The organism is Allorhizobium sp. nf9_anc (assembly GCF_056323085.1).
This window is the reverse complement of the sequence record NZ_CM150481.1, coordinates 245,643-264,323: the sequence shown is the minus strand read 5'-3', so window position 1 is coordinate 264,323 and position 18,681 is coordinate 245,643. Positions and strand designations below refer to the sequence as shown.

General features: G+C 61.7%; 15 protein-coding genes. 9 read left to right on the top strand and 6 right to left on the bottom strand.

The features are described from left to right. Nucleotides 1-7: 7 nt before the first annotated feature. The 5 genes from bchL to bchF are packed head-to-tail and all read right to left on the bottom strand — an operon-like array spanning nt 8 to nt 8,075. Nucleotides 8-937 carry a ferredoxin:protochlorophyllide reductase (ATP-dependent) iron-sulfur ATP-binding protein gene (gene bchL / locus AC02Y0_RS01100; RefSeq protein WP_054147805.1) on the bottom strand — a complete coding sequence of 310 codons (930 nt, stop codon included), beginning with the start codon at nt 935-937 and terminating at the stop codon, nt 8-10. Further along, nucleotides 934-4,707, bottom strand: a complete 3,774-nt coding sequence (locus AC02Y0_RS01095; protein ID WP_476381732.1) for a magnesium chelatase subunit H — start codon at nt 4,705-4,707, stop codon at nt 934-936. Before AC02Y0_RS01095 ends, bchL begins: the two co-directional genes overlap by 4 nt. Next, nucleotides 4,679-6,235 carry a ferredoxin:protochlorophyllide reductase (ATP-dependent) subunit B gene (bchB, locus tag AC02Y0_RS01090; protein ID WP_476381731.1) on the bottom strand — a complete coding sequence of 519 codons (1,557 nt, stop codon included), beginning with the start codon at nt 6,233-6,235 and terminating at the stop codon, nt 4,679-4,681. Before bchB ends, AC02Y0_RS01095 begins: the two co-directional genes overlap by 29 nt. Next, the gene (locus AC02Y0_RS01085; protein ID WP_476381729.1) at nt 6,232-7,533 is read right to left on the bottom strand and encodes a ferredoxin:protochlorophyllide reductase (ATP-dependent) subunit N; all 1,302 of its coding nucleotides are present in this window, start codon (nt 7,531-7,533) and stop codon (nt 6,232-6,234) included. The genes bchB and AC02Y0_RS01085 overlap by 4 nt, the downstream gene beginning before the upstream one ends. Further along, entirely contained in the window at nt 7,530-8,075 is a 546-nt protein-coding gene (gene bchF, locus AC02Y0_RS01080; protein ID WP_476381727.1) for a 2-vinyl bacteriochlorophyllide hydratase, read from the bottom strand. The genes AC02Y0_RS01085 and bchF overlap by 4 nt, the downstream gene beginning before the upstream one ends. A 377-nt stretch (nt 8,076-8,452) precedes the next feature. Here bchF and AC02Y0_RS01075 point away from each other — a divergent pair, with 377 nt between their 5' ends. Genes AC02Y0_RS01075 through AC02Y0_RS01050 form a run of 6 tightly spaced genes read left to right on the top strand, consistent with a single transcriptional unit; the run spans nt 8,453 to nt 14,547 of the window. Continuing rightward, nucleotides 8,453-9,235 carry a cobalamin-binding protein gene (locus AC02Y0_RS01075; RefSeq protein ID WP_476381726.1) on the top strand — a complete coding sequence of 261 codons (783 nt, stop codon included), beginning with the start codon at nt 8,453-8,455 and terminating at the stop codon, nt 9,233-9,235. Further along, nucleotides 9,232-10,683 (top strand): transcriptional regulator PpsR, encoded by a 1,452-nt coding sequence (gene ppsR / locus AC02Y0_RS01070; protein WP_476381724.1) that lies wholly within the window; start codon nt 9,232-9,234, stop codon nt 10,681-10,683. The genes AC02Y0_RS01075 and ppsR overlap by 4 nt, the downstream gene beginning before the upstream one ends. A gap of 60 nt (nt 10,684-10,743) precedes the next feature. Continuing rightward, nucleotides 10,744-11,667: a chlorophyll synthase ChlG gene (chlG, locus tag AC02Y0_RS01065; protein WP_476381722.1), complete on the top strand. Its 924-nt coding sequence runs from the start codon at nt 10,744-10,746 to the stop codon at nt 11,665-11,667. A 12-nt stretch (nt 11,668-11,679) separates the two neighbouring features. Next, on the top strand, nt 11,680-13,044 hold the full coding sequence (locus AC02Y0_RS01060; protein ID WP_476381720.1) for a BCD family MFS transporter: 1,365 nt from the start codon (nt 11,680-11,682) through the stop codon (nt 13,042-13,044). 34 nt (nt 13,045-13,078) lie between these two features. Then, a complete protein-coding gene (locus AC02Y0_RS01055) occupies nt 13,079-14,278 on the top strand; it encodes a geranylgeranyl diphosphate reductase (protein ID WP_102018703.1) in 1,200 nt (399 codons plus the stop codon). Between the two features lie 8 nt (nt 14,279-14,286). Next, nucleotides 14,287-14,547: a hypothetical protein gene (locus tag AC02Y0_RS01050; RefSeq protein ID WP_444567262.1), complete on the top strand. Its 261-nt coding sequence runs from the start codon at nt 14,287-14,289 to the stop codon at nt 14,545-14,547. On the opposite strand, the gene AC02Y0_RS01045 is transcribed toward AC02Y0_RS01050, so the two are convergent. Next, the gene (locus AC02Y0_RS01045) at nt 14,531-14,977 is read right to left on the bottom strand and encodes a TspO/MBR family protein (RefSeq protein WP_476381718.1); all 447 of its coding nucleotides are present in this window, start codon (nt 14,975-14,977) and stop codon (nt 14,531-14,533) included. The two genes, AC02Y0_RS01050 and AC02Y0_RS01045, sit on opposite strands and share 17 nt — an antisense overlap. A gap of 169 nt (nt 14,978-15,146) precedes the next feature. Here AC02Y0_RS01045 and AC02Y0_RS01040 point away from each other — a divergent pair, with 169 nt between their 5' ends. The 3 genes from AC02Y0_RS01040 to AC02Y0_RS01030 all read left to right on the top strand — a co-directional run bounded on the left by AC02Y0_RS01040 (nt 15,147) and on the right by AC02Y0_RS01030 (nt 18,672). Beyond that, nucleotides 15,147-15,536 carry a c-type cytochrome gene (locus AC02Y0_RS01040; RefSeq protein ID WP_476381716.1) on the top strand — a complete coding sequence of 130 codons (390 nt, stop codon included), beginning with the start codon at nt 15,147-15,149 and terminating at the stop codon, nt 15,534-15,536. 277 nt (nt 15,537-15,813) lie between these two features. After that, nucleotides 15,814-17,628 carry a 1-deoxy-D-xylulose-5-phosphate synthase gene (locus AC02Y0_RS01035; RefSeq protein ID WP_476383928.1) on the top strand — a complete coding sequence of 605 codons (1,815 nt, stop codon included), beginning with the start codon at nt 15,814-15,816 and terminating at the stop codon, nt 17,626-17,628. Between the two features lie 303 nt (nt 17,629-17,931). After that, entirely contained in the window at nt 17,932-18,672 is a 741-nt protein-coding gene (locus AC02Y0_RS01030) for a cobalamin B12-binding domain-containing protein (RefSeq protein WP_476381714.1), read from the top strand. The last annotated feature ends 9 nt before the right edge of the window (nt 18,673-18,681 follow it).

The following is an 18,681-nucleotide window of genomic DNA, read 5'->3' as shown; positions in this document are numbered from 1 at the left end:
GACAACCTCACTCGAAGCCGAGAAATTCGAAGATTTCCCGGTCCTTCATCGGTTCGGCCTCGAGTGCTGGCGTACCCGCCCAGAGTCGCTCGGCCAGTTGCATGTATTCCTTCTGGATGCCGAGGATCTCCGGGCTGTCGCCCATCTCGAACAGCGTGCTCTTCTTCAGCCGGCTCAGCCGCACATGATCACTATCAGGCACATGAGCGAGGCGCGTCAGCCCGATCGCTGCATTGTAGCGGTCGATCTGGTCCGTCTCGCGTGACCGGTTGGCGATGACGCCGCCGAGGCGCACATCGTAGTTCTTCGACTTCGCCTTGATGGCGGCAACGATCCGGTTCATCGCAAAGATGGAATCGAAGTCGTTGGCAGCGACGATGACCGCGCGCTCGGCATGTTGGAGCGGCGAGGCAAAGCCGCCACAGACGACGTCACCGAGCACGTCGAAGATCACGACATCGGTGTCGTCGAGCAGGTGGTGCTCCTTCAGCAGCTTGACCGTCTGGCCGACGACGTAACCGCCGCAGCCGGTGCCGGCCGGCGGACCGCCCGCCTCAATGCACTGCACACCGTTATAGCCCTCGACCATATAGTCTTCCGGACGGAGTTCTTCCGAATGGAAATCGACCTTTTCCAGAACGTCGATGACGGTCGGGATCAGGCTCTTGGTCAGCGTGAATGTGGAATCATGCTTCGGATCACAGCCGATCTGCAGCACGCGCTTGCCGAGCATGGAGAAGGCGACCGAGAGGTTCGACGAGGTCGTCGATTTGCCAATGCCGCCCTTGCCATAGACCGCAAAAACTTTCGCGCCATCGATTTCCATCGTCGGGTCGAGATGCACCTGAACGCTGCCTTCGCCATCGGCTCGCTCCCGGAGCTTCTCAGCGATGCGGGCCTCGCGTTCGGCGATCTTGCCATGAGTGTAGATGTTCATTGGGCAGCCTCCCTGACCAGCCCCTCGAGACGGTCTTCCAATTCTTCACCGGCCTGTTTCAGGGCGGCGAGCGTTTCTGCATCCGGCTGCCAATAGTTGCGCTCATGCGCCTCGATCAGCCGGTTGGCGACACGGGCGGCCGAGGCCGGATTGAGCGTCGCCAGCCGTTCGCGCATGGCAGCGTCGAGCACGAAGGTTTCCGTGATCTGCTGATAGACCCAAGGGTCCACATCGCCTGTCGTGGCCGACCACCCGAAGGTATTGGTCACCTGCGTCTCGATGTTGCGCACACCCTCGTAGCCATGCTTCAGCATGCCTTCGAACCACTTCGGGTTCAGCGTACGTGTGCGTGTCTCCAAGGCCACCTGCTCGCCGAGGGTACGAACACGGCCCTCGCCCTGCGTCTGGTCGGAGATGAAGACCGGCAGCGTCGCGCCACCCTTGGCTTTCGAGACCGCCTTGGTCAGGCCGCCCAGTGTGTCGAAATAGTTTTCGATCGTGGTCACGCCGATCTCGACGGAATCGAGGTTCTGATAGGCCATATCAACCTGACCGATCATCGCATCGAACACCTCGGCCTGATGGCTGGTCTTGCCGCGACGGTTGATCGCGAAGCTCTTGCGGTTGCTATAGGTCTGGGCGATCTCGTCATCATCGCTCCAGGACGACGACGCGACCAGCATGTTGACGTTGGAGCCATAGGCGCCATCGGCATTCGAAAAGACCCGGTAGGCAGCAGCCTCGATGTCGCAGCCATGGCTTTCGCAATAGGCGAGCGCATGTTTCCGAATGAAGTTCATCTCGACCGGCTCGTCGGCGATAGCGGCGAGATAGCTCGCCTCGGCCAGCATGCTTGCCTGGATGGGCAGAAGGTCGCGGAAGATGCCCGACAGCGTCATGACAGCATCGATGCGCGGACGCTGCAGTTCTTCGAGCGGCACCAGAACCGCGCCACAGACACGGTTGTAGGCGTCGAGTTTCGGGCGGGCGCCCATCAGCGCCATGGCCTGTGCCAGCGGCGCGCCACCGGCCTTCAGATTGTCGGTGCCCCAGAGAACCACAGCCACGGTTTCGGGCAGGCGCCCATCCGTGGCGAGATAACGTTCGAGGATCTTGGCCGCCTGACGCTCGCCGTCCTGGACAGCGAAGGCGCTTGGGATACCGAAGGGATCGAAACCATGGATGTTGCGACCGGTCGGCAGCAGCTCGGGCGTGCGCAGCAGGTCACCGGATGGCGAGGGAAGCACATAGCGACCATCGAGCGCCCGGATAAGGCCGTCGATTTCGCCGTTGTCCGCAAGCTCGCGGTTCATGGTGACCAGCTTGTCGACACTCTCCTTGAGCTCGGCATCCGCATCCTTCGTCATCCGCGCGACGGTGACGAGATCGTTCTTGGCGATGGCACCCAGCAATTCGACCTGCCGCCCATGACGGCTGATCGACGGCATATTGGTCGCGACATGCTCCAGCATTTCCAGCCGCTCGGCTTCGTCCATGCCGCGGCCGGCAATGTGCAGGCCGTGTGGGATCAGCGCATATTCGACCTCGGCCACCTCGGCGACCAGCTTCTGGATGACATCGGCCTCGGCGAGCCCCAGCGTGTCCTTCCCAAGTTCGAGCTGTCCGGCCTGAACCTGGATGAGCTGAAACAGCCGCTCACGCTCAACCAGGGCTTCGGGAGCCGCAGCACGGTGGCGATCAAGGCTTCCCTTGAGGTCGCTCAATCCCTTGTAAAGCCCGGAATGGGTGATCGGTGGCGTCAGATAAGAAACGAGCGTGGCCGCAGACCGGCGCTTTGCGATCGTGCCTTCCGACGGATTGTTGGCCGCATAGAGATAGAAATTCGGCAAGGCGCCCAGCAAGCGGTCCGGCCAGCAGTCGCCCGCCAGACCAACCTGCTTGCCCGGCATGAATTCGAGCGCCCCATGGGTGCCGAAATGCAGCACGGCATCGGCCTTAAAGGTGTCGCGCAGGTAGCGATAATAGGCGGCAAAGGCATGGTTCGGCGCAAAGCCGCCCTCGAACAGCAACCGCATCGGATCGCCTTCGTACCCGAAGGGTGGCTGGATCCCGAGCAGCAGCTTGCCGAACTGACGGCCGAGCACGAAGAGGCCGCGACCATTGCTGAGCACGCGTCCGGGTGCTGGGCCCCATTGCTTTTCGATGTCCGCCAGATGCACTTCGCCGCGCACATGCTGGTCGGCGGGAATGACCACATGGACATTCGCCTCTGTGCCATAGAGTGGCGCATTGCCTTCGAGGATGGAGACCTTCAAGGCCTCGGCATCCGCTGGCAATTCGACGTCATAACCCTCCGCCTTCAGGCGGCGCATGGTTTCAAAGAGGCTTTCGAAAACCGAGAGATAGGCAGCAGTGCCGATGCTTCCGCTGTTCGGTGGATAGTTGAACATTGTGATCGCAACGCGGCGCTCGAAACGCGCCTTGCGGCGCAGATCGACCATGGCGGTGAGCCGGTCAGCCAGGAGGGTTACCCGCTCGGAATCCGGCTGCATGCAGGAGCGACCCGACGGGCAGGCGCTCAGCTCGCGCGAGCAGATGCAGGGTTTCGGCTTGCCACCACCATCGGACCGGCCACCGAAGACCATCGAGCCGATCGCGCCATCCAGTTCCGGAATGGCGACCATCAGCGTGGTTTCGATCGGGGTCAGGCCCTGAGAAGAAGACAGCCACGCCTCTTTCGTCTGGAACTCGGTGACGAAGGCGGAGATATAGGGAACGTCGAGCGCTTCGAGCGTCTGGGCGGCAGCGGCAGCATCGCTATAGGCGGGACCGCCGACCAGCGAAAAACCGGTAAGCGAGCAGAGCGCATCGATCGTTACGCCGCCATTCGCCGGCAGCATGTAGCGCTCGATGGCGCCGCGCATGTCGAGCCCGCTGCAAAAGACCGGCACGACATTGTAGCCGCGGGTCTCCAGCTCACGGATGACGCGGTCATAATGACCGGTATCACCCGACAGGATATAGGTCCGCATCAGGAGCACGCCGATCGTGCCGCGACCACCGGATACCGATGGCAGATCGGAAAGACGCGTCGTCACGCGCGGCTTGATCCGCGGATGATAAAGGCCGACCTCCGGATATTCGACCGGATCGCCGGCACTCAGCCGACCGGCAAGCGCCTTGCGCTCGCCCTTGGCATATTTGTTGACCAGGAGCCGCACCATGTTGGCGATATTCTCGTCCGATGCAGCGATGCGATATTGCAGTGTCAGGAAATAGTTGCGCACGTCCTGTGCTGTGCCCGGAATGAAGCGAAGCAGTTGCGGCAGGCGGCGCAGCATGGCGAGCTGGCGCTCGCCGGCGGTGCGACCACTGTCCTTGCCACCGCGCGAGCTTTTTCCCCGAAGCTTCTTCAGCAAGGCCAAGGGACCCTTTTGCTCCTCGCTCATGCGGAAGCGGCCCATGGAAGTGTATTTCATGATAGTGCCAGCCGACATGCAGCAGACCATGGCATCGCATTCGCGGTGGCGCGCTTCGAGCACATCGGCGATTGCCCGTACATGCTCCTCGACGAAGATCATCGAGACGATGACGATATCGCCGGCCAGGATTGCCGCGCGACAGTCCTCGAGGCTTGCCGGATCGTCGTTCCAGTCGGTCGCAGCATGCACTGAGAGGGAAAGACCCGGCAGATCGACGGCGAGCTTGCGGCGGGCGTCGTCGACGGCTGCCCCCATGTGATTGTCGAGCGTCACCAGCACAACCCTGACCGGGGTGCTGTCAGCGGGCGAAATGAGCTTTCGCGTCATACAGCGTCTCCACGGTAATGGGTTGAATGCCCTTGCCGGCGGCGAAGAGCTCTGTGTTGCGGCGTGCCTTGCCGCGGACGAAGAAGGGTATCTTCTTCAGTTCAGTCTCGGCTTCGGCCGTCCAACCGACAGGTCCTTCAACAACGGCAGCAGCGGCAGCAACAGGAACTTCAATCGGGGTAACTGGCGCAGGAACCGCAGCATGCGTTTCATGCAGATGGGACGCGGTCGCCCCGTCGTTGAATTCGAAATCGTCGCGGAACATCTGCAACAGGTGCTCTTCGAGCCCCATCATCAGCGGATGAACCCAGCTGTCGAAGATCACGTTTGCGCCTTCGAAGCCCATCTGCGGCGAATAGCGGGCCGGGAAATCCTGGACATGCACAGGAGACGAGATGACAGCGCAGGGAACCCGAAGGCGCTTGGCGATGTGCCGTTCCATCTGCGTCCCGAGCACCAGTTCCGGGCGGGCGTCGATGATCGCCTGCTCGACATCGAGATGATCGTCGCTGATCAGCGCTTCGATACCGAATTCTTCGGCTGCTTCCCGCACTTCACGGGCAAATTCGCGCATATAGGTTCCAAGGCCGCAGACCTTGAAACCAAGCTCGCGGCTAGCGATGCGGGCCGCGGCAATCGCGTGGGTCGCGTCGCCAAAAACGAAGACACGCTTGTTGGTGAGATAATTGCTGTCGACCGAGCGCGCATACCAGGTTGCCCGATCCTCGGCCTCTCCGACCGGAACGTCTTCCGCAAGGCCGGCCAATGCACGAACTTCCCTGAGGAAGCTGCGTGTGGCGCCGACACCGATTGGCACTGTGGAGACGAAGGGCATGCCGAAGGTCTTCTTGAGATAACGCGCAGCGCTATCGCCGATCTCCGGATAGAGCACGATGTTGAAGGCAGCCTCCGGCAGGCGTGCGAGATCCTCGACCGTCGCACCCAGAGGAGCCACGACCCGGACATCGATACCGTTGGCTGCGAGCAACCGCGAAATTTCCGTGACGTCGTCGCGGTTGCGGAACCCGAGCGCCGACGGCCCGAGAATGTTGCAGCTGTTCGGCGCGATATCCGCCGGGCGCTCCCGGCCACCGGCAAAGTTGCGCACCAGGCGATAGAAGGTCTCGGCAGCGCCCCAATTTTCCTTCTTCTGATAGGAAGGAAGCTCCAGGGGTACCACTGGGATTGCCACGTCGAGCGTCTTGGCAAGGCCCGCCGGATCGTCCTGCAGGAGCTCTGCCGTGCAGGAAGCACCAACCAGAAGCGCATCCGGCTGAAAGCGCTCGACGGCATCGCGGCAGGCATTCTTGAACACATCGGCGGTCGAACCGGCAAGGTCACGCGCCTGGAAGGTCGTGTAGGTCACCGGCGGACGCGACGGGCGCCGCTCGATCATGGTGAAGAGCAGGTCGGCATAGGTGTCGCCCTGCGGCGCGTGCAACACATAGTGCACGCCCTTCATCGAGGCGGCGATCCGCATGGCACCCACATGCGGCGGTCCTTCATAGGTCCACATGGTGAGTTTCATAATGCGGCCCTCCGGTTGCCGGAGCGGTCGCCCGCGATCATGGCTTTGCGCGTCAGCGGACGGGCGAAGAGCTCGGCGAGATCACCGGCCTGCTCATAGCCCTGGATCGGGGTGAAGGCGAATTCGATCGACCACTTCGTGACAATGCCTTCGGCTTCGAAGGGATTGGCAAGCCCCATGCCGCAGACCACGAGGTCAGGCTTGGCGGCGCGGCAACGGTCGATCTGGATTTCGACGTCCTGGCCCTCAGAAATGGAGACACCCGGCGGCAGCATGGCAAGCTCGCCGGCCACATGTTCGCGGTGCAGATAGGGACTGCCGACCTCGATGATCTCGGCGTCGAGCTCGCGGCTGAGATAGCGGGCGAGCGACGGCTCCATCTGGCTGTCGGGGAAGAGAAAAATCCGCTTGCCGGCAAGGGCACTGCGGTAATGCGCCGTGGCTTCGAGGGCCCGGCGGCGGGGTGCCTCCGTGATGGCCGTAAAGCGCGCAGGCGAGACACCGAACGTATCGGCAATCGCCTTCAGCCAGGCAGTGGTGCCCTCTTCGCCGAGCGGGAAAAGCGCGTTGATCCGGCTTGCGCCAAGACTTTCAAGCGCTGCTGCCGTGGCTCCGAGATAGGGCTGCGCCAGAATGAAGCGCGTCTCGGGACCGATCTTCGGCAGGCGCTCGCTGCTGCGGCCGGGCAGAAACACGACATCTTCGAGACCCATCTCGTCGAGCAGCCGGGCAAACTGGTCCTCAACCACATCGGCGACGGAACCGGCCACCACGAGCTTGGCGACCTTTTCGCTTGCCCCATGCACGGCCTGATCGCGAACAAGAGCAGCGAGGAAATTGTCTTCGCCTTGGGTGAAGGTCGTCTCAATACCGCTGCCAGAATAGCAGAGCACGCGCGGGCGGGAGCCGAAGCGCTTGTCGAGACGTTCTGCGGCACGATTGAGGTCGAACTTGATCACTTCCGACGGACAGGAACCGACCAGCACCAGCATGCGGATATCCGGGCGACGCTCAAGCAGCCGGGCCACTTCGCGGTCGAGTTCGTCATGCATGTCGACCATGCCGGCCAGATCGCGCTCTTCCATGATCGCTGTCGCAAAACGCGGCTCGGAAAAGATCATCACGCCGGCGGCAGACTGGATGAGATGCGCGCAAGTGCGCGATCCGACCACGAGGAAGAAGGCGTCCTGAACCTTGCGATGCAGCCAGATGATCGAGGTCAGGCCGCAGAAAACTTCATGCTGCCCGCGCTGGCGGATGGTGGCGGTCGGCGCGCAGGAAACGAGAGGCTGGTTCATGACGCGCTCCCCGAGAGCGAAGAGCCATCTCCAAGCGCCCCGGCAGAACCGGCGCTGCCGGCCTGGTCGAGACGGGCCAGACGCAGCTTCCAGAGGAACTGCCCGGCATTGATCACGTAAGTGACATAGGCGGCGAGCGCCAGCGCCATCAGCTGGTCGGCTGTCAGCGCACCGGTGAAAAGCGCGACGAGATAAGCCGTGTGGAGAGCGAGAACCAGGATAGAGAAGACGTCTTCCCAGAAGAACGGACCGGCGAAGAGAAAGCGGCCGAAGACCTTCTTCTCCCAGATCGAGCCGGTGACCATGATGGCGTAGAGGGTAAGCGTCTTCACGACGATCGAGATCTGCGCTGCAAAAATCCCCTGGCCGGTGGCCAGAAAGCGCAGGATCAATCCGAGACTGACGAGGAAGACGAGAAATTGCACGGGAGCGAGAATGCCCTGCACCAGGGTCCACACACTTTCGTCGCGTCTGCGACGCTCATCCGGTGTGTAAAGTGCGCGGCTTGATGCCGATGGTTTGGATATGCGCATGGCAGTCATCCCTTCTCCCATCCCCTCCCAAAGGCGACCGGATTGCAAGAAGACTACCTCTCAGACAATCAAAGTGTCAACTTAGATTGACGTATATTTTGATTTACAGAAATGGAATCTCGGTTCATTCTACTCTTGCTCGTCCGACGGAACCTCGTACGTCTCCGCCCGACGCCGCACAGGGAGGTTTTCGCGGGCGGGGAGCACGGCGCGGGATGTTGGACGGTTCGCTTCATGGCGGGAATGACCCGCAAAATACCGGCAAACCTTCGGGATCCGAGGGTGTTAAGCCACTCAAGGGGCTTGCTGCGGGGAGCAAGAGCGCATACCTAACCCAGAGCGAAGGGGACAAACTCCGACGCCTGATTGAGGGAACGGTAGCTTCGATGACCGCCGAAAAGCTGTCAACGCGATACGACCGGGGTCTGGAGCACGATCGCCTTTATGATAGGGCGCTCGCAGAGTTTCGTTTTCTCATCGTCAATCCACGCACGCGCGTGGCATCGCTCAGGGCCTTTCTCGAACACGAGTTGCCGCCGGGCCGCCCGAATTATGTAAAAGTCCTCTTCCTCGAAACCGTCGCACGTCTGCTGGGCAAGGACTGGGTTGCCGACGAATGTGATTTCATCGATGTCACGATCGGAACCGCACGCCTGCAGGAAATGGCGATCTCGCTTTCAATGGAGCTTCGGGGAACCGTGCAAAGCGGGGATACGCCGAGCGCCCTGGTTTTGACGCCCTTCGGCGAGCAGCATACGCTGATGCCGCATCTGATTGGCCTGCTCTTCGACAGCCTCGGCTGGACAAGTGAGGTATTGGAGCCTGCCGCCACGAGAACAAGGGCCCTCGAACGGGCTGTCGAAGGGGCAGACGTCGCCTGCATCGGCTGGAGCAACGCAAGACTGGCGACAGAATTCAAGACACTCGTCCAGGACGTGCGGAAGCTTCGAAAAGGCCCCCGGCTGCCTCTCATCGTTGGCGGCGCCGCAGCACTGGATTCCATTGATTTTCTTGTAAGTTTGGGGATTGACTGCATCTGTGACAGCGTTTACTCCGCCGTCAGGATCTGCGACAATTACTACGAACTAGAGAGAATCAGCCAGCAGGCCCGCGCCGCAGGCCTAACGGCAGTGGTTTCACCAAGCGGAATTGATTGGCTCACTCCATGAAGCCACTGAACGGTCAAAGCGGTACGGATGGCTTCGCAGTTGCTGACAGCCTGCTGAAGACCCTCGACCTGAATTCAATCGGCTCGCTGGTAAGCCTCGGCGCCGACGTCGTGATCCTCGTCGACCGCAGTGACACTGTCTCCCAGATCTTCCTCGCAGGCAAGGACCTTGCGGATTATGGGCTGTCGAAGATCGTTGGCAAGCGGCTTCAGGACTGCGTGACTATCGAATCAGTGCCCAAGATCGTGTCGATGCTGTCGGCCGAGACCCGCCACCATCCGGTGCGGGGCTATCAAGTCAACCACAAATGCAGCGGCAAGCCAGATCTGCCGGTTGTCTATTCCGCTTACCGAGCCAAGGACTTCCCCTATACCATCGTCGTTGGCCGCGAAATGCGCCAGCAGATGCTCGACCAGCAGCGCCTGGTCCAGACGCAGATGGAGCTCGAGGCGGATTACCGCGAGCTCAAGGAAGCCGAAACCCGCTATCGCACCGCCTTCAAGGTCGCCACAGTCGCCTATGTGATGCTGGATGGCGAACGGCGAACCATTCTCGACGCCAATCCGGCCGCAAGCACCCTCATGTCCTCGACCGGGGCGCCACTGTCCGGAAAATCCATTCGCGATCTTTTCGCGAAGGAGGATCGCGATCGGGTGGGTGACGCCATAAGCGAAGCGCGCCACAGCCCCGGCCCCGTCAACCTGGACGGCGTCACCATTGCAAAAGGCGAGCCGGTTTCGCTGACCATCCGATCCTACCGGGAGAACGGCATCACCAATGTGCTGCTGGCGATCTGGCCCGCCGATCAGGATCACGAAACCAGCCGGCAGCGGACGGAGAAGCCTGCGGGCGGCATGGCGCTGGAGATTGCCGACCTTCCCGAAGCGGTGGTGCAGACCGATGCTGAAGGCCTTGTCCTGGCCGCCAACACGCTCTTTCTGGACCTGATCCACGCCCCTTCGCTGACACAGGTCCTCGGCCGCAACATCGGATCCTGGTTTACCACTGCAGCCATCGATATCCGTGTTCTCTATGCGCGCCTGCTGGACGAACCCTCGATCCGCGGCTTCACCTCGACGCTGACTGACAACCTTTCCGGCGAGAGTGCTGTCAGCATTTCTGCCCGCTTGAATGCGTCAAACAACACGATCCAGTTGATCGTCGTGCCGCAGCCCACTGGCAGCGACCGGCTGACCATCCCCTCGCCCGGCGTCCCCGAGCAGGCGGAAGGCTTCTCGGCCCTTGTCGGCAAGGTTCCCCTGAAGGATCTGATCCGCGAATCCCTCGATGTGATCGAAAAGATCTGCATCGAGGCAGCACTCGACCAGACCAACAACAATCGCGCTTACGCAGCCGAGATCCTCGGCCTGTCGCGCCAGAGCCTCTACATCAAGCTGCGCCGCCACGGGTTGGAAGACTACCGCCCAGGCAACGCACGTCAAGGCTGATCGACGCCGAAACTGTCAATTTGAGTTGACACATTCATGGGTGCGGCTTAGCCTTCTCCTATGGCCCAGATCCCTTCACATGTTCCGGCTGCCCCTTACCCGACCGCCTCCGCGGTCGTGCAATTGTTGAAGCCGATCACCTGGTTCCCACCGATGTGGGCCTTCGCCTGCGGCGCGATTGCCTCGGGCGCCGGCCTTACTGACCGATGGTTCCCGGTTGCACTCGGAGTGCTGCTCGCAGGACCACTTCTCTGCGGCACGAGCCAGGCGGTAAACGATTGGTTCGATCGGCATGTCGATGCCATCAATGAACCGGACCGTGTCATCCCGTCCGGACGCATGCCGGGACGATGGGGACTGATGATCGCCATCGCCATGTCCGTGATATCGATGGCCGTGGCAGCGCTGCTCGGTCCGCTGGTCTTTGTCGCCGCCCTCGTCGGGCTGGCGCTCGCCTGGGCCTACAGCGCTCCGCCTTTCCGGTTCAAGCAGAATGGCTGGATCGGAAACGGGGTCGTCGGCCTGAGCTATGAGACACTTCCCTGGATCACAGCCGCGACGGCCGCCCTCGGGGCTACCCCTTCGAGGCTCACAATGCTGGTCGCCCTGCTCTATGGATTGGGCGCGCACGGCATCCTGACCCTCAACGACTTCAAGGCGATCAAGGGTGACCGCCAGATGGGCGTCAATACGCTGCCGGTGCTGCACGGCGCGGCCAATGCAGCCCGCATCGCCTGTCTGGTCATGGCCGCGTCTCAAGCCGGTGTGATCCTCCTGCTCGCGAACGCCGGCCTCTCGACAGGGGCGGCGCTGGTCGCGACCGTGCTTGCCTTGCAGCTCATCTGCATGATCCGCTTCCTGCGCGATCCCGAAGGCAAGGCCGTGTGGTACTCGGCCGTGGGTGTCGGGCTTTATGTCAGCGGCATGATGGCGGCAGCGGTGGCCCTGGGTTCGCTGCCTCTATCGGCAACATCTGCGGGATAGGAGGCGGCGATCATGAGCCAGGCATTCGGAAATCCCGCAACGACCCTGACCCTCAACCCGGGACTGAGCTGGCTGTCGATAGTCCGCCTCGGGCTGGTCCAGGCAGCGCTCGGTGCCATTGTCGTGTTGACCACCTCCACGCTCAACCGTGTCATGATCGTCGAACTCGGCCTCGCCGCCGTCATTCCGGGCCTGCTTGTCGGCTTGCATTACGGAGTGCAGATCACGCGACCGGTCTGGGGACACAAATCAGACACCGGACGATCGCGCACACACTGGATCCTGGGCGGCCTCGCACTTCTTGCCATCGCCGGCACCGGCGCTGCGGCCACCACACTTCTGTTCGAGCAATCCTTCCTCGCCGGCATCCTCGCAGCGATCCTCGCCTATCTCCTGATCGGCATTGGCATCGGAGCGTCCGGCACCTCCTTGCTCGCCCTGATCGCCATGAAAACCGCCGTCGAACGACGAGCAGCCGCAGCCACGATCACCTGGATGCTGATGATATCAGGCATCATCGTCACCTCGATCGTCGTGGGTGCACAACTCGATCCCTATTCGCATGAACGACTGATCGCGGTCACGGCGGCCACGGGTGTTGTCGCTTTCTGCATCGGGCTTCTCGGTGTGGCCGGCATGGAGAAGAAGCCATCCGTCGACAGACAGGAAGAGGGCGCGGCAACGACAAGCTTTCGCGAAAGCCTGCAGGATGTCCTAGAGGATCGCGAGGCGCGCCTCTTTACCCTTTTCATCTTCCTGTCGATGCTCGCCTTTGCAACGCAGGACCTCATCCTCGAGCCCTATGCGGGCCTTCTCTTCGGCATGACACCGGGGGAAACGACAGGCCTTTCCGGCACCCAGCATGCCGGCGTTCTGCTCGGCATGATCCTCGTCGGCGTATCGGGGGCCTTCTTCGGAAAGCGTTACCCCCATCTGCCGCGCCACTTCATCACGGGGGGCTGCTTTGGGTCTGCTGTGGCACTCGCTGCCCTCGCGCTCTCGACACAGTCGGCGCCGCTCTGGCCTCTCGAAGTCAACATCTTCCTGCTCGGCGCCACAAACGGCGCGTTTGCGGTCGCGGCAGTCGGCACGATGATGATCCTCGCCGGACAGGGTCGAAAATCCAACTACGGCATGCGCATGGGCGTCTGGGGTGCGGCCCAGGCCATCGCCTTCGGGCTTGGAGGCGTGCTGGGGACCGTGGCACTCGATCTGGGACGATGGCTGACAGCAAGCGATGCACTGGCCTTCGCGGCCGTCTTCACGATTGAAGCAAGCCTCTTTCTCGTGTCCGCAATCGTGGCAACCCGCATCGGCCGACCAGCACTGACAAGCTCGAACACACTGCCTGACGCCGCCATGATGCCCGGAGAATAAACCCTCAGGCCGGAGCACCGGCAGGGAGAAGAGCATGCCGAAGATCTATGATGTCGCCGTGATCGGCGGAGGCCCCTGCGGCGCGATGGCCGCCGAAGAACTGGCGCAGAAAGGCCACAGCGTTGTCCTGGTCGATCCCGATAACAAGATCAAACCCTGCGGCGGCGCCATTCCATCGAGGGCCCTTGCAGACTTCGCAATCCCGGAGACACAGCTTGTGGCGCGCGCCAACGCTGCACGCATCATTGCGCCCTCCGGCAGAACGGTCGACATGACCATTGGCGATATCGGCTATGTCGGCATGGTGGATCGCGCCCATTTCGACCCGTACCTGCGCCAACGTGCAGCCGATGCCGGCGCCGAGCGGCTGACGGGAAAACTCGATGACATCCGGGAGGCCACCGATGGATTGCTCGATCTGACGATCGCGCGAACCACGGAGGATGCCGGCAACGTCCAGTTCAGGGCACGCCGGGTGATCGGGGCCGATGGTGCCAATTCTGCGGTCCGCCGGATGATGTTTCCCGCGTCCAAAAAACCACCTTACGTTTTCGCCTATCATGAGATCGTCGAAAGTCCTGAAGGCGCCAACCCGGAAATCTTTCGGGCCGATCGCTGCGATGTCATCTATGACGGGCGGATCTCACCCGACTTCTACGGCTGGGTCTTCCCCCATGGTGGCCAGACCAGCATCGGCACTGGCACGGCCGTCAAAGGCCACAACATCCGCGAAGCGACCACCGCGCTAAAGCTAGCGGCAGGTCTCGGCGACTGTCGGGTCATCCGGCGCGAAGGCGCTCCGCTTCCCCTCAAACCTATGCGGCGCTGGGATAACGGCCGCAACATTCTGCTGGCTGGTGACGCCGCGGGAACCGTTGCCCCCTCATCCGGTGAGGGCATCTACTATGCCATGCTGTGCGGTCGGCTGTCGGCAGAAGCGGCACACCAGTCGCTGCTGGCCGGAAACGGACGAGCTTTGGCAGGAGCGCGGAAAACCTTCATGCGGGCCCATGGCCGTGTCTTCCTGATCCTCGGCATCATGCAGAAGATCTGGTATCGCAATGATAGGCTGCGCGAAAAATTCGTCGCTATGTGCGCCGATCCGGATGTCCAGCGCCTGACCTGGGAGTCCTATCTCAACAAGAAGCTTGTTCGGCGCGATCCGCTCGCGCATCTGCGCGTATTTGCCAAGGATCTTGCCCAGCTCTTCGGCATGCCTGCGGGGCAGCGATGATCGCATGGGTGACGCAAATCTTCACCTCGGGCTGGATCAGCGTCGTGGCGATTGTCGTGCTTTGGGCGGTCACCCTGCTTGCGGCAGGGCGCGCACTGAGGCCTAAGTCCACTCTGGCAGGCCTCGTGCCCAATGCCGTCTCGGGAAGCTGCCTTCTCGCAGCCTTTGGCCTCGCGATGCGCCAGGGACCTGTCCCATGGCTCGCACTTCTGCTGACTGCTTCGCTCGTCGCTTTCCTGATCGATCTGCGGATCAGGCTTCGGGATTGAGACGCCGAACGGAATAATTCAAGGCCGCGGCTGCCGAAACCCAGACGAGATAGGGACCGAAAAGCAGGGACGCGAGCGGCGCCACGGGCCAGGCCGCGAGAATAAAAAGTGCGACCGACAGCCAGAGGACCGCCACATCCACGAGCGCCAGGTCCATGCGTCGCATGCCGAAGAAGAAATAAGACCAGAGCGCGTTGACGATAATCTGCAGCGTCCAGATCGCCATTGGCAGCGACCATCCGGCCGTCGTCCAGACGAGCCAGCCCGCGTAACCTATGAACAGATAGAGTATTGTCCAAACCACCGGAAAGGCCCATTTTGGCGGCGTCCAGCTTGGCTTGTCGAGTCGTTCGTACCATTCACCTGGTTTGAAAATCGCACCGCTCGAGGCCGCCGCGAAGACGATGACAATAAAGACGACTGCGGCCATGATCCGGCTCCGGGTTCGTTTGCGTAGTATGAAAAGCCTACAGCCTGCATCTCGGTTCCGATGATGGCACCACGAAGCGAGGCGAACCCGTCGGTAAATGGACCGGCTGGTCGAATTTCATGCCAGCATTACATCTTAGTTTCATCCGCGATGCCATGGGAGGATACACATGTCGAGGATAATTGCAGCCGCATGCACAGCCGCAGCACTCTTGCTGTCTTCAAACGCCTTTGCTCAGGAAGGCGATGTAGCGGCAGGTGAGGCAGTGTTCAAAAAGTGCAGCGCCTGTCACAACGTCAACGACGCCAAACACAAAGTGGGTCCATCGCTACAAGGTGTGATCGGCCGGCAGCCCGGCATCGCCGAAGGCTTCAAGTATTCCAAGGCCATGGTCGACTTCGGCGCCGGCAAGGTCTGGGATGAGGCACAGCTGACCGCCTACCTCGCCAACCCCCGTGGCGTGGTCAAGGGAACCCGTATGGCCTTCGCAGGCCTGAAGGAGCCGAAGGACATCACCGATGTGATTGCCTACCTGAAAACCTTCACTCCGGCCCCGTAATCGGCGCTCGCTTTTCCGCCGGAACAAGCGTTCCGGCGGAAAATTCGGCAAAAGTGTAAAAAAAAGTTTACATATCGCTCGTCTTCTCCGACTATGCAGATGTTGCACCATTTTCAGGCATCCGTTGTTTCTCGTGCCAGTCCGGCACCTTGAGCCTCGGCAGACCTCAGAGAAATGGGCTCGTGCGTGGGAGGAAAGCGCAGTGGGCTTGTCTAGTGCGAATAGCATCGCCACCCCTTTGCTCGACCAGGTGAGATCCCCGGACGACTTGAAGGAAATGGATCACGACACACTCTGTCGCCTGGCACAGGAACTGCGTGCGGAAACCCTCCGGGTGGTATCCGAAACCGGCGGCCATCTGGGCTCGAGCCTGGGCGTGATCGAACTCACAGTTGCCCTTCATGCGATATTCGCAGCCCCCCGAGACACCATCATCTGGGATGTCAGCCACCAGTGTTATCCCCACAAGATCCTGACAGGAAGGCGCGACCGCATGCGCAGCCTGCGCAAAAAGAACGGCTTATCCGGGTTCACCCGCCGCGGCGAAAGCGCCTTCGATCCGTTCGGCGCTGCCCATTCCTCAACCTCGATCTCTGCAGGCCTTGGTTTTGCGACCGCACGCGATCTGAAAGGTGACGACGGCCATGTCGTCTGCATCATCGGAGACGGCGCTATGTCTGCGGGCATGGCCTTCGAGGCCATGAACAACGCCGGAAGCTCCGGCCGGCCCATGATCGTCATCCTGAACGACAACGACATGTCGATTTCGGAATCGACGGGCGCGCTGTCGCACCACCTTGCCGCTGTTCGAAAAGGCCCCGGCGAAAACACCGGCAATCTCTTCCAGAACTTCGGCTTCGACTATCGCGGCCCCGTGGACGGCCATGATCTGGACCTCCTCCTGCCGCTGCTTGCCGAGCTGCGCGACAGCAAGCACGGGCCGATCCTTCTGCATGTCGTGACGCAGAAGGGTGCAGGCTACGCCCCGGCCGAGCGGGCAGCCGATAAGTATCACGGCGTAAACCCCTTCGATGTCGAAACGGGCGTTCAGACCAAGGTACAGGCCAAGGCGCCGAGCTATACCCGGGTCTTTGCAGATGCGCTGATTGAAGAAGCACGACACGACGATCGTATCGTCGCGATCACCGCTGCCATGGCGGCAGGGACCGGCGTCGATCGTTTCCAAGCGGCTTTTCCCGATCGCGCTTTCGATGTCGGCATTGCCGAACAACATGCCGTCACGTTCGCCGCCGGCCTTGCCGCCAGCGGAATGAAGCCGTTCTGCGCCATCTATTCGACCTTCCTTCAACGGGCCTACGACCAGATCGTCCATGACGTCGCGCTGCAGCAGCTGCCGGTGCGCTTCGCCATCGATCGAGCAGGCCTCGTCGGAGCGGACGGACCGACCCATGCCGGGTCTTTCGACATCCTCTATCTGGCCAACCTGCCAGGCTTCACCGTGATGGCTGCAAGCGACGAAGCGGAATTGGTGCATATGGTGGCGACCGCCGCAGCACATGATGACGGTCCGATCGCGTTTCGCTATCCGCGCGGCGAAGGCACAGGCGTGCCCTTGCCGACCCGCGGAGACCTTCTGCCGATCGGGCGGGGTCGCATCGTCGAACACGGCAGTCAGGTGGCGCTTCTGTCCTTCGGGACAAGGCTTGCAGACTGTCTGAAAGCAAGGCGTCTCCTGGCGCTGGAAGGCATCTCCGTGACCGTGGCAGACGCACGTTTCGCCAAGCCGCTCGACACGGCGCTGCTGGCGGATCTCGTCGACAATCACGCCATGCTGATTACGGTCGAGGAAGGCGCGACCGGCGGCTTTGGCGCACTGGTTCTCCACCACCTCGCCAATCATGGCATGCTCGATGGACATTGTGCGGTGCGGACGCTGACGCTGCCGGACACCTTCATCGCTCAGGCGAGCCCCGATGACATGTACGAGGAGGCAAGACTGACGGCGCGACACATCGCCGCCACGGCGCGCAACGCACTGGGCGTGGCGCGACCACATGCCGATATTCGCCGCTCGACACGGGCCGGCCAACAAGAACTGCCGACGCGCCTACACCGCGCGGAGGATCGCTAACTAAACCACAAGACGTTGAATCGCGTATTCGACCACAAGAGGTTTGGCGTTGGCCAAGGAATGCAGTAGCATCCGGTCGGGATGAGCGGATGAGCCCAGGCCGATGACCGGGAGGGTGATATGGCGGGTGATAAAAAGGGGGGACCGTCTGGGACGACGGGAGATCCCCCGTACGTTGGCGAAGCCAGATCTGGGCTTTCCAAAAGTGACACCAGGCTGACAAGCCTTGATCAGCGTATTCTCGAAAGCGCGATACGGGATTCCGTGCCGCGAATCGTCAGTGCGGGCCATAGTGAATTGTCGATGGATTCCCAGAGCGGTGATATGCCGTCGGACATCGACTTCCATCTCTATCCGGAACTGGATCCCAAGGCGCGCGAGCTGCCGGGGACCGAAAAGGCAATCAGCTATCGTGCGGCCCTGACCGAGGCCCTCGTTAATACAGACCCGCGCGGGCATCGGGAGATGATCGAGGAACTGCAGCGCAGCGATCTGCCCATGCACACCCTCGCCATCCAGCTCTTCTCGCCGGTGGCAGCCCAGTTGGGCCGCTTGTGGTGCAATGACGAGACCGATTTTATCCAGGTGGCCGTTGCATCGACGCGGCTTGGCATGATCGTCAACCATCTGTCCCAGAACCGCAGTCAGGCGATCCGTGACCGCCAGAAGGTGCGCCGCGTGCTGCTGGCCCGGACGCAAGGCGCGCTCCACACCATCGGCGTATCGATCGTGGCCTCCTGTTTCCGCGACATGGGCTGGGATGTCGACGGCGGTGCCGATCTCGAACTCGACGACAGTCTTTACCTGCGCCTGTCAAACTCGTCCTACAGCCTTCTCGGCATCTCCGTCGGGCGGGTTGACGAGGTGGATCAATGCGCAGCAGCCATACGCCGCGTTCAATCAAGCCGCAGCACCAGCACGATGAAGATCGCCGTGGGCGGACCGGCTGTCATGAAAAACCCGCGCGCCTTCGGCAGCATCGGAGCAGACATGGTAGCGAGGTCAGCTATCGAGGTCATGCATCTGGCGGACAGGATGGCCTGACCGCAGAGC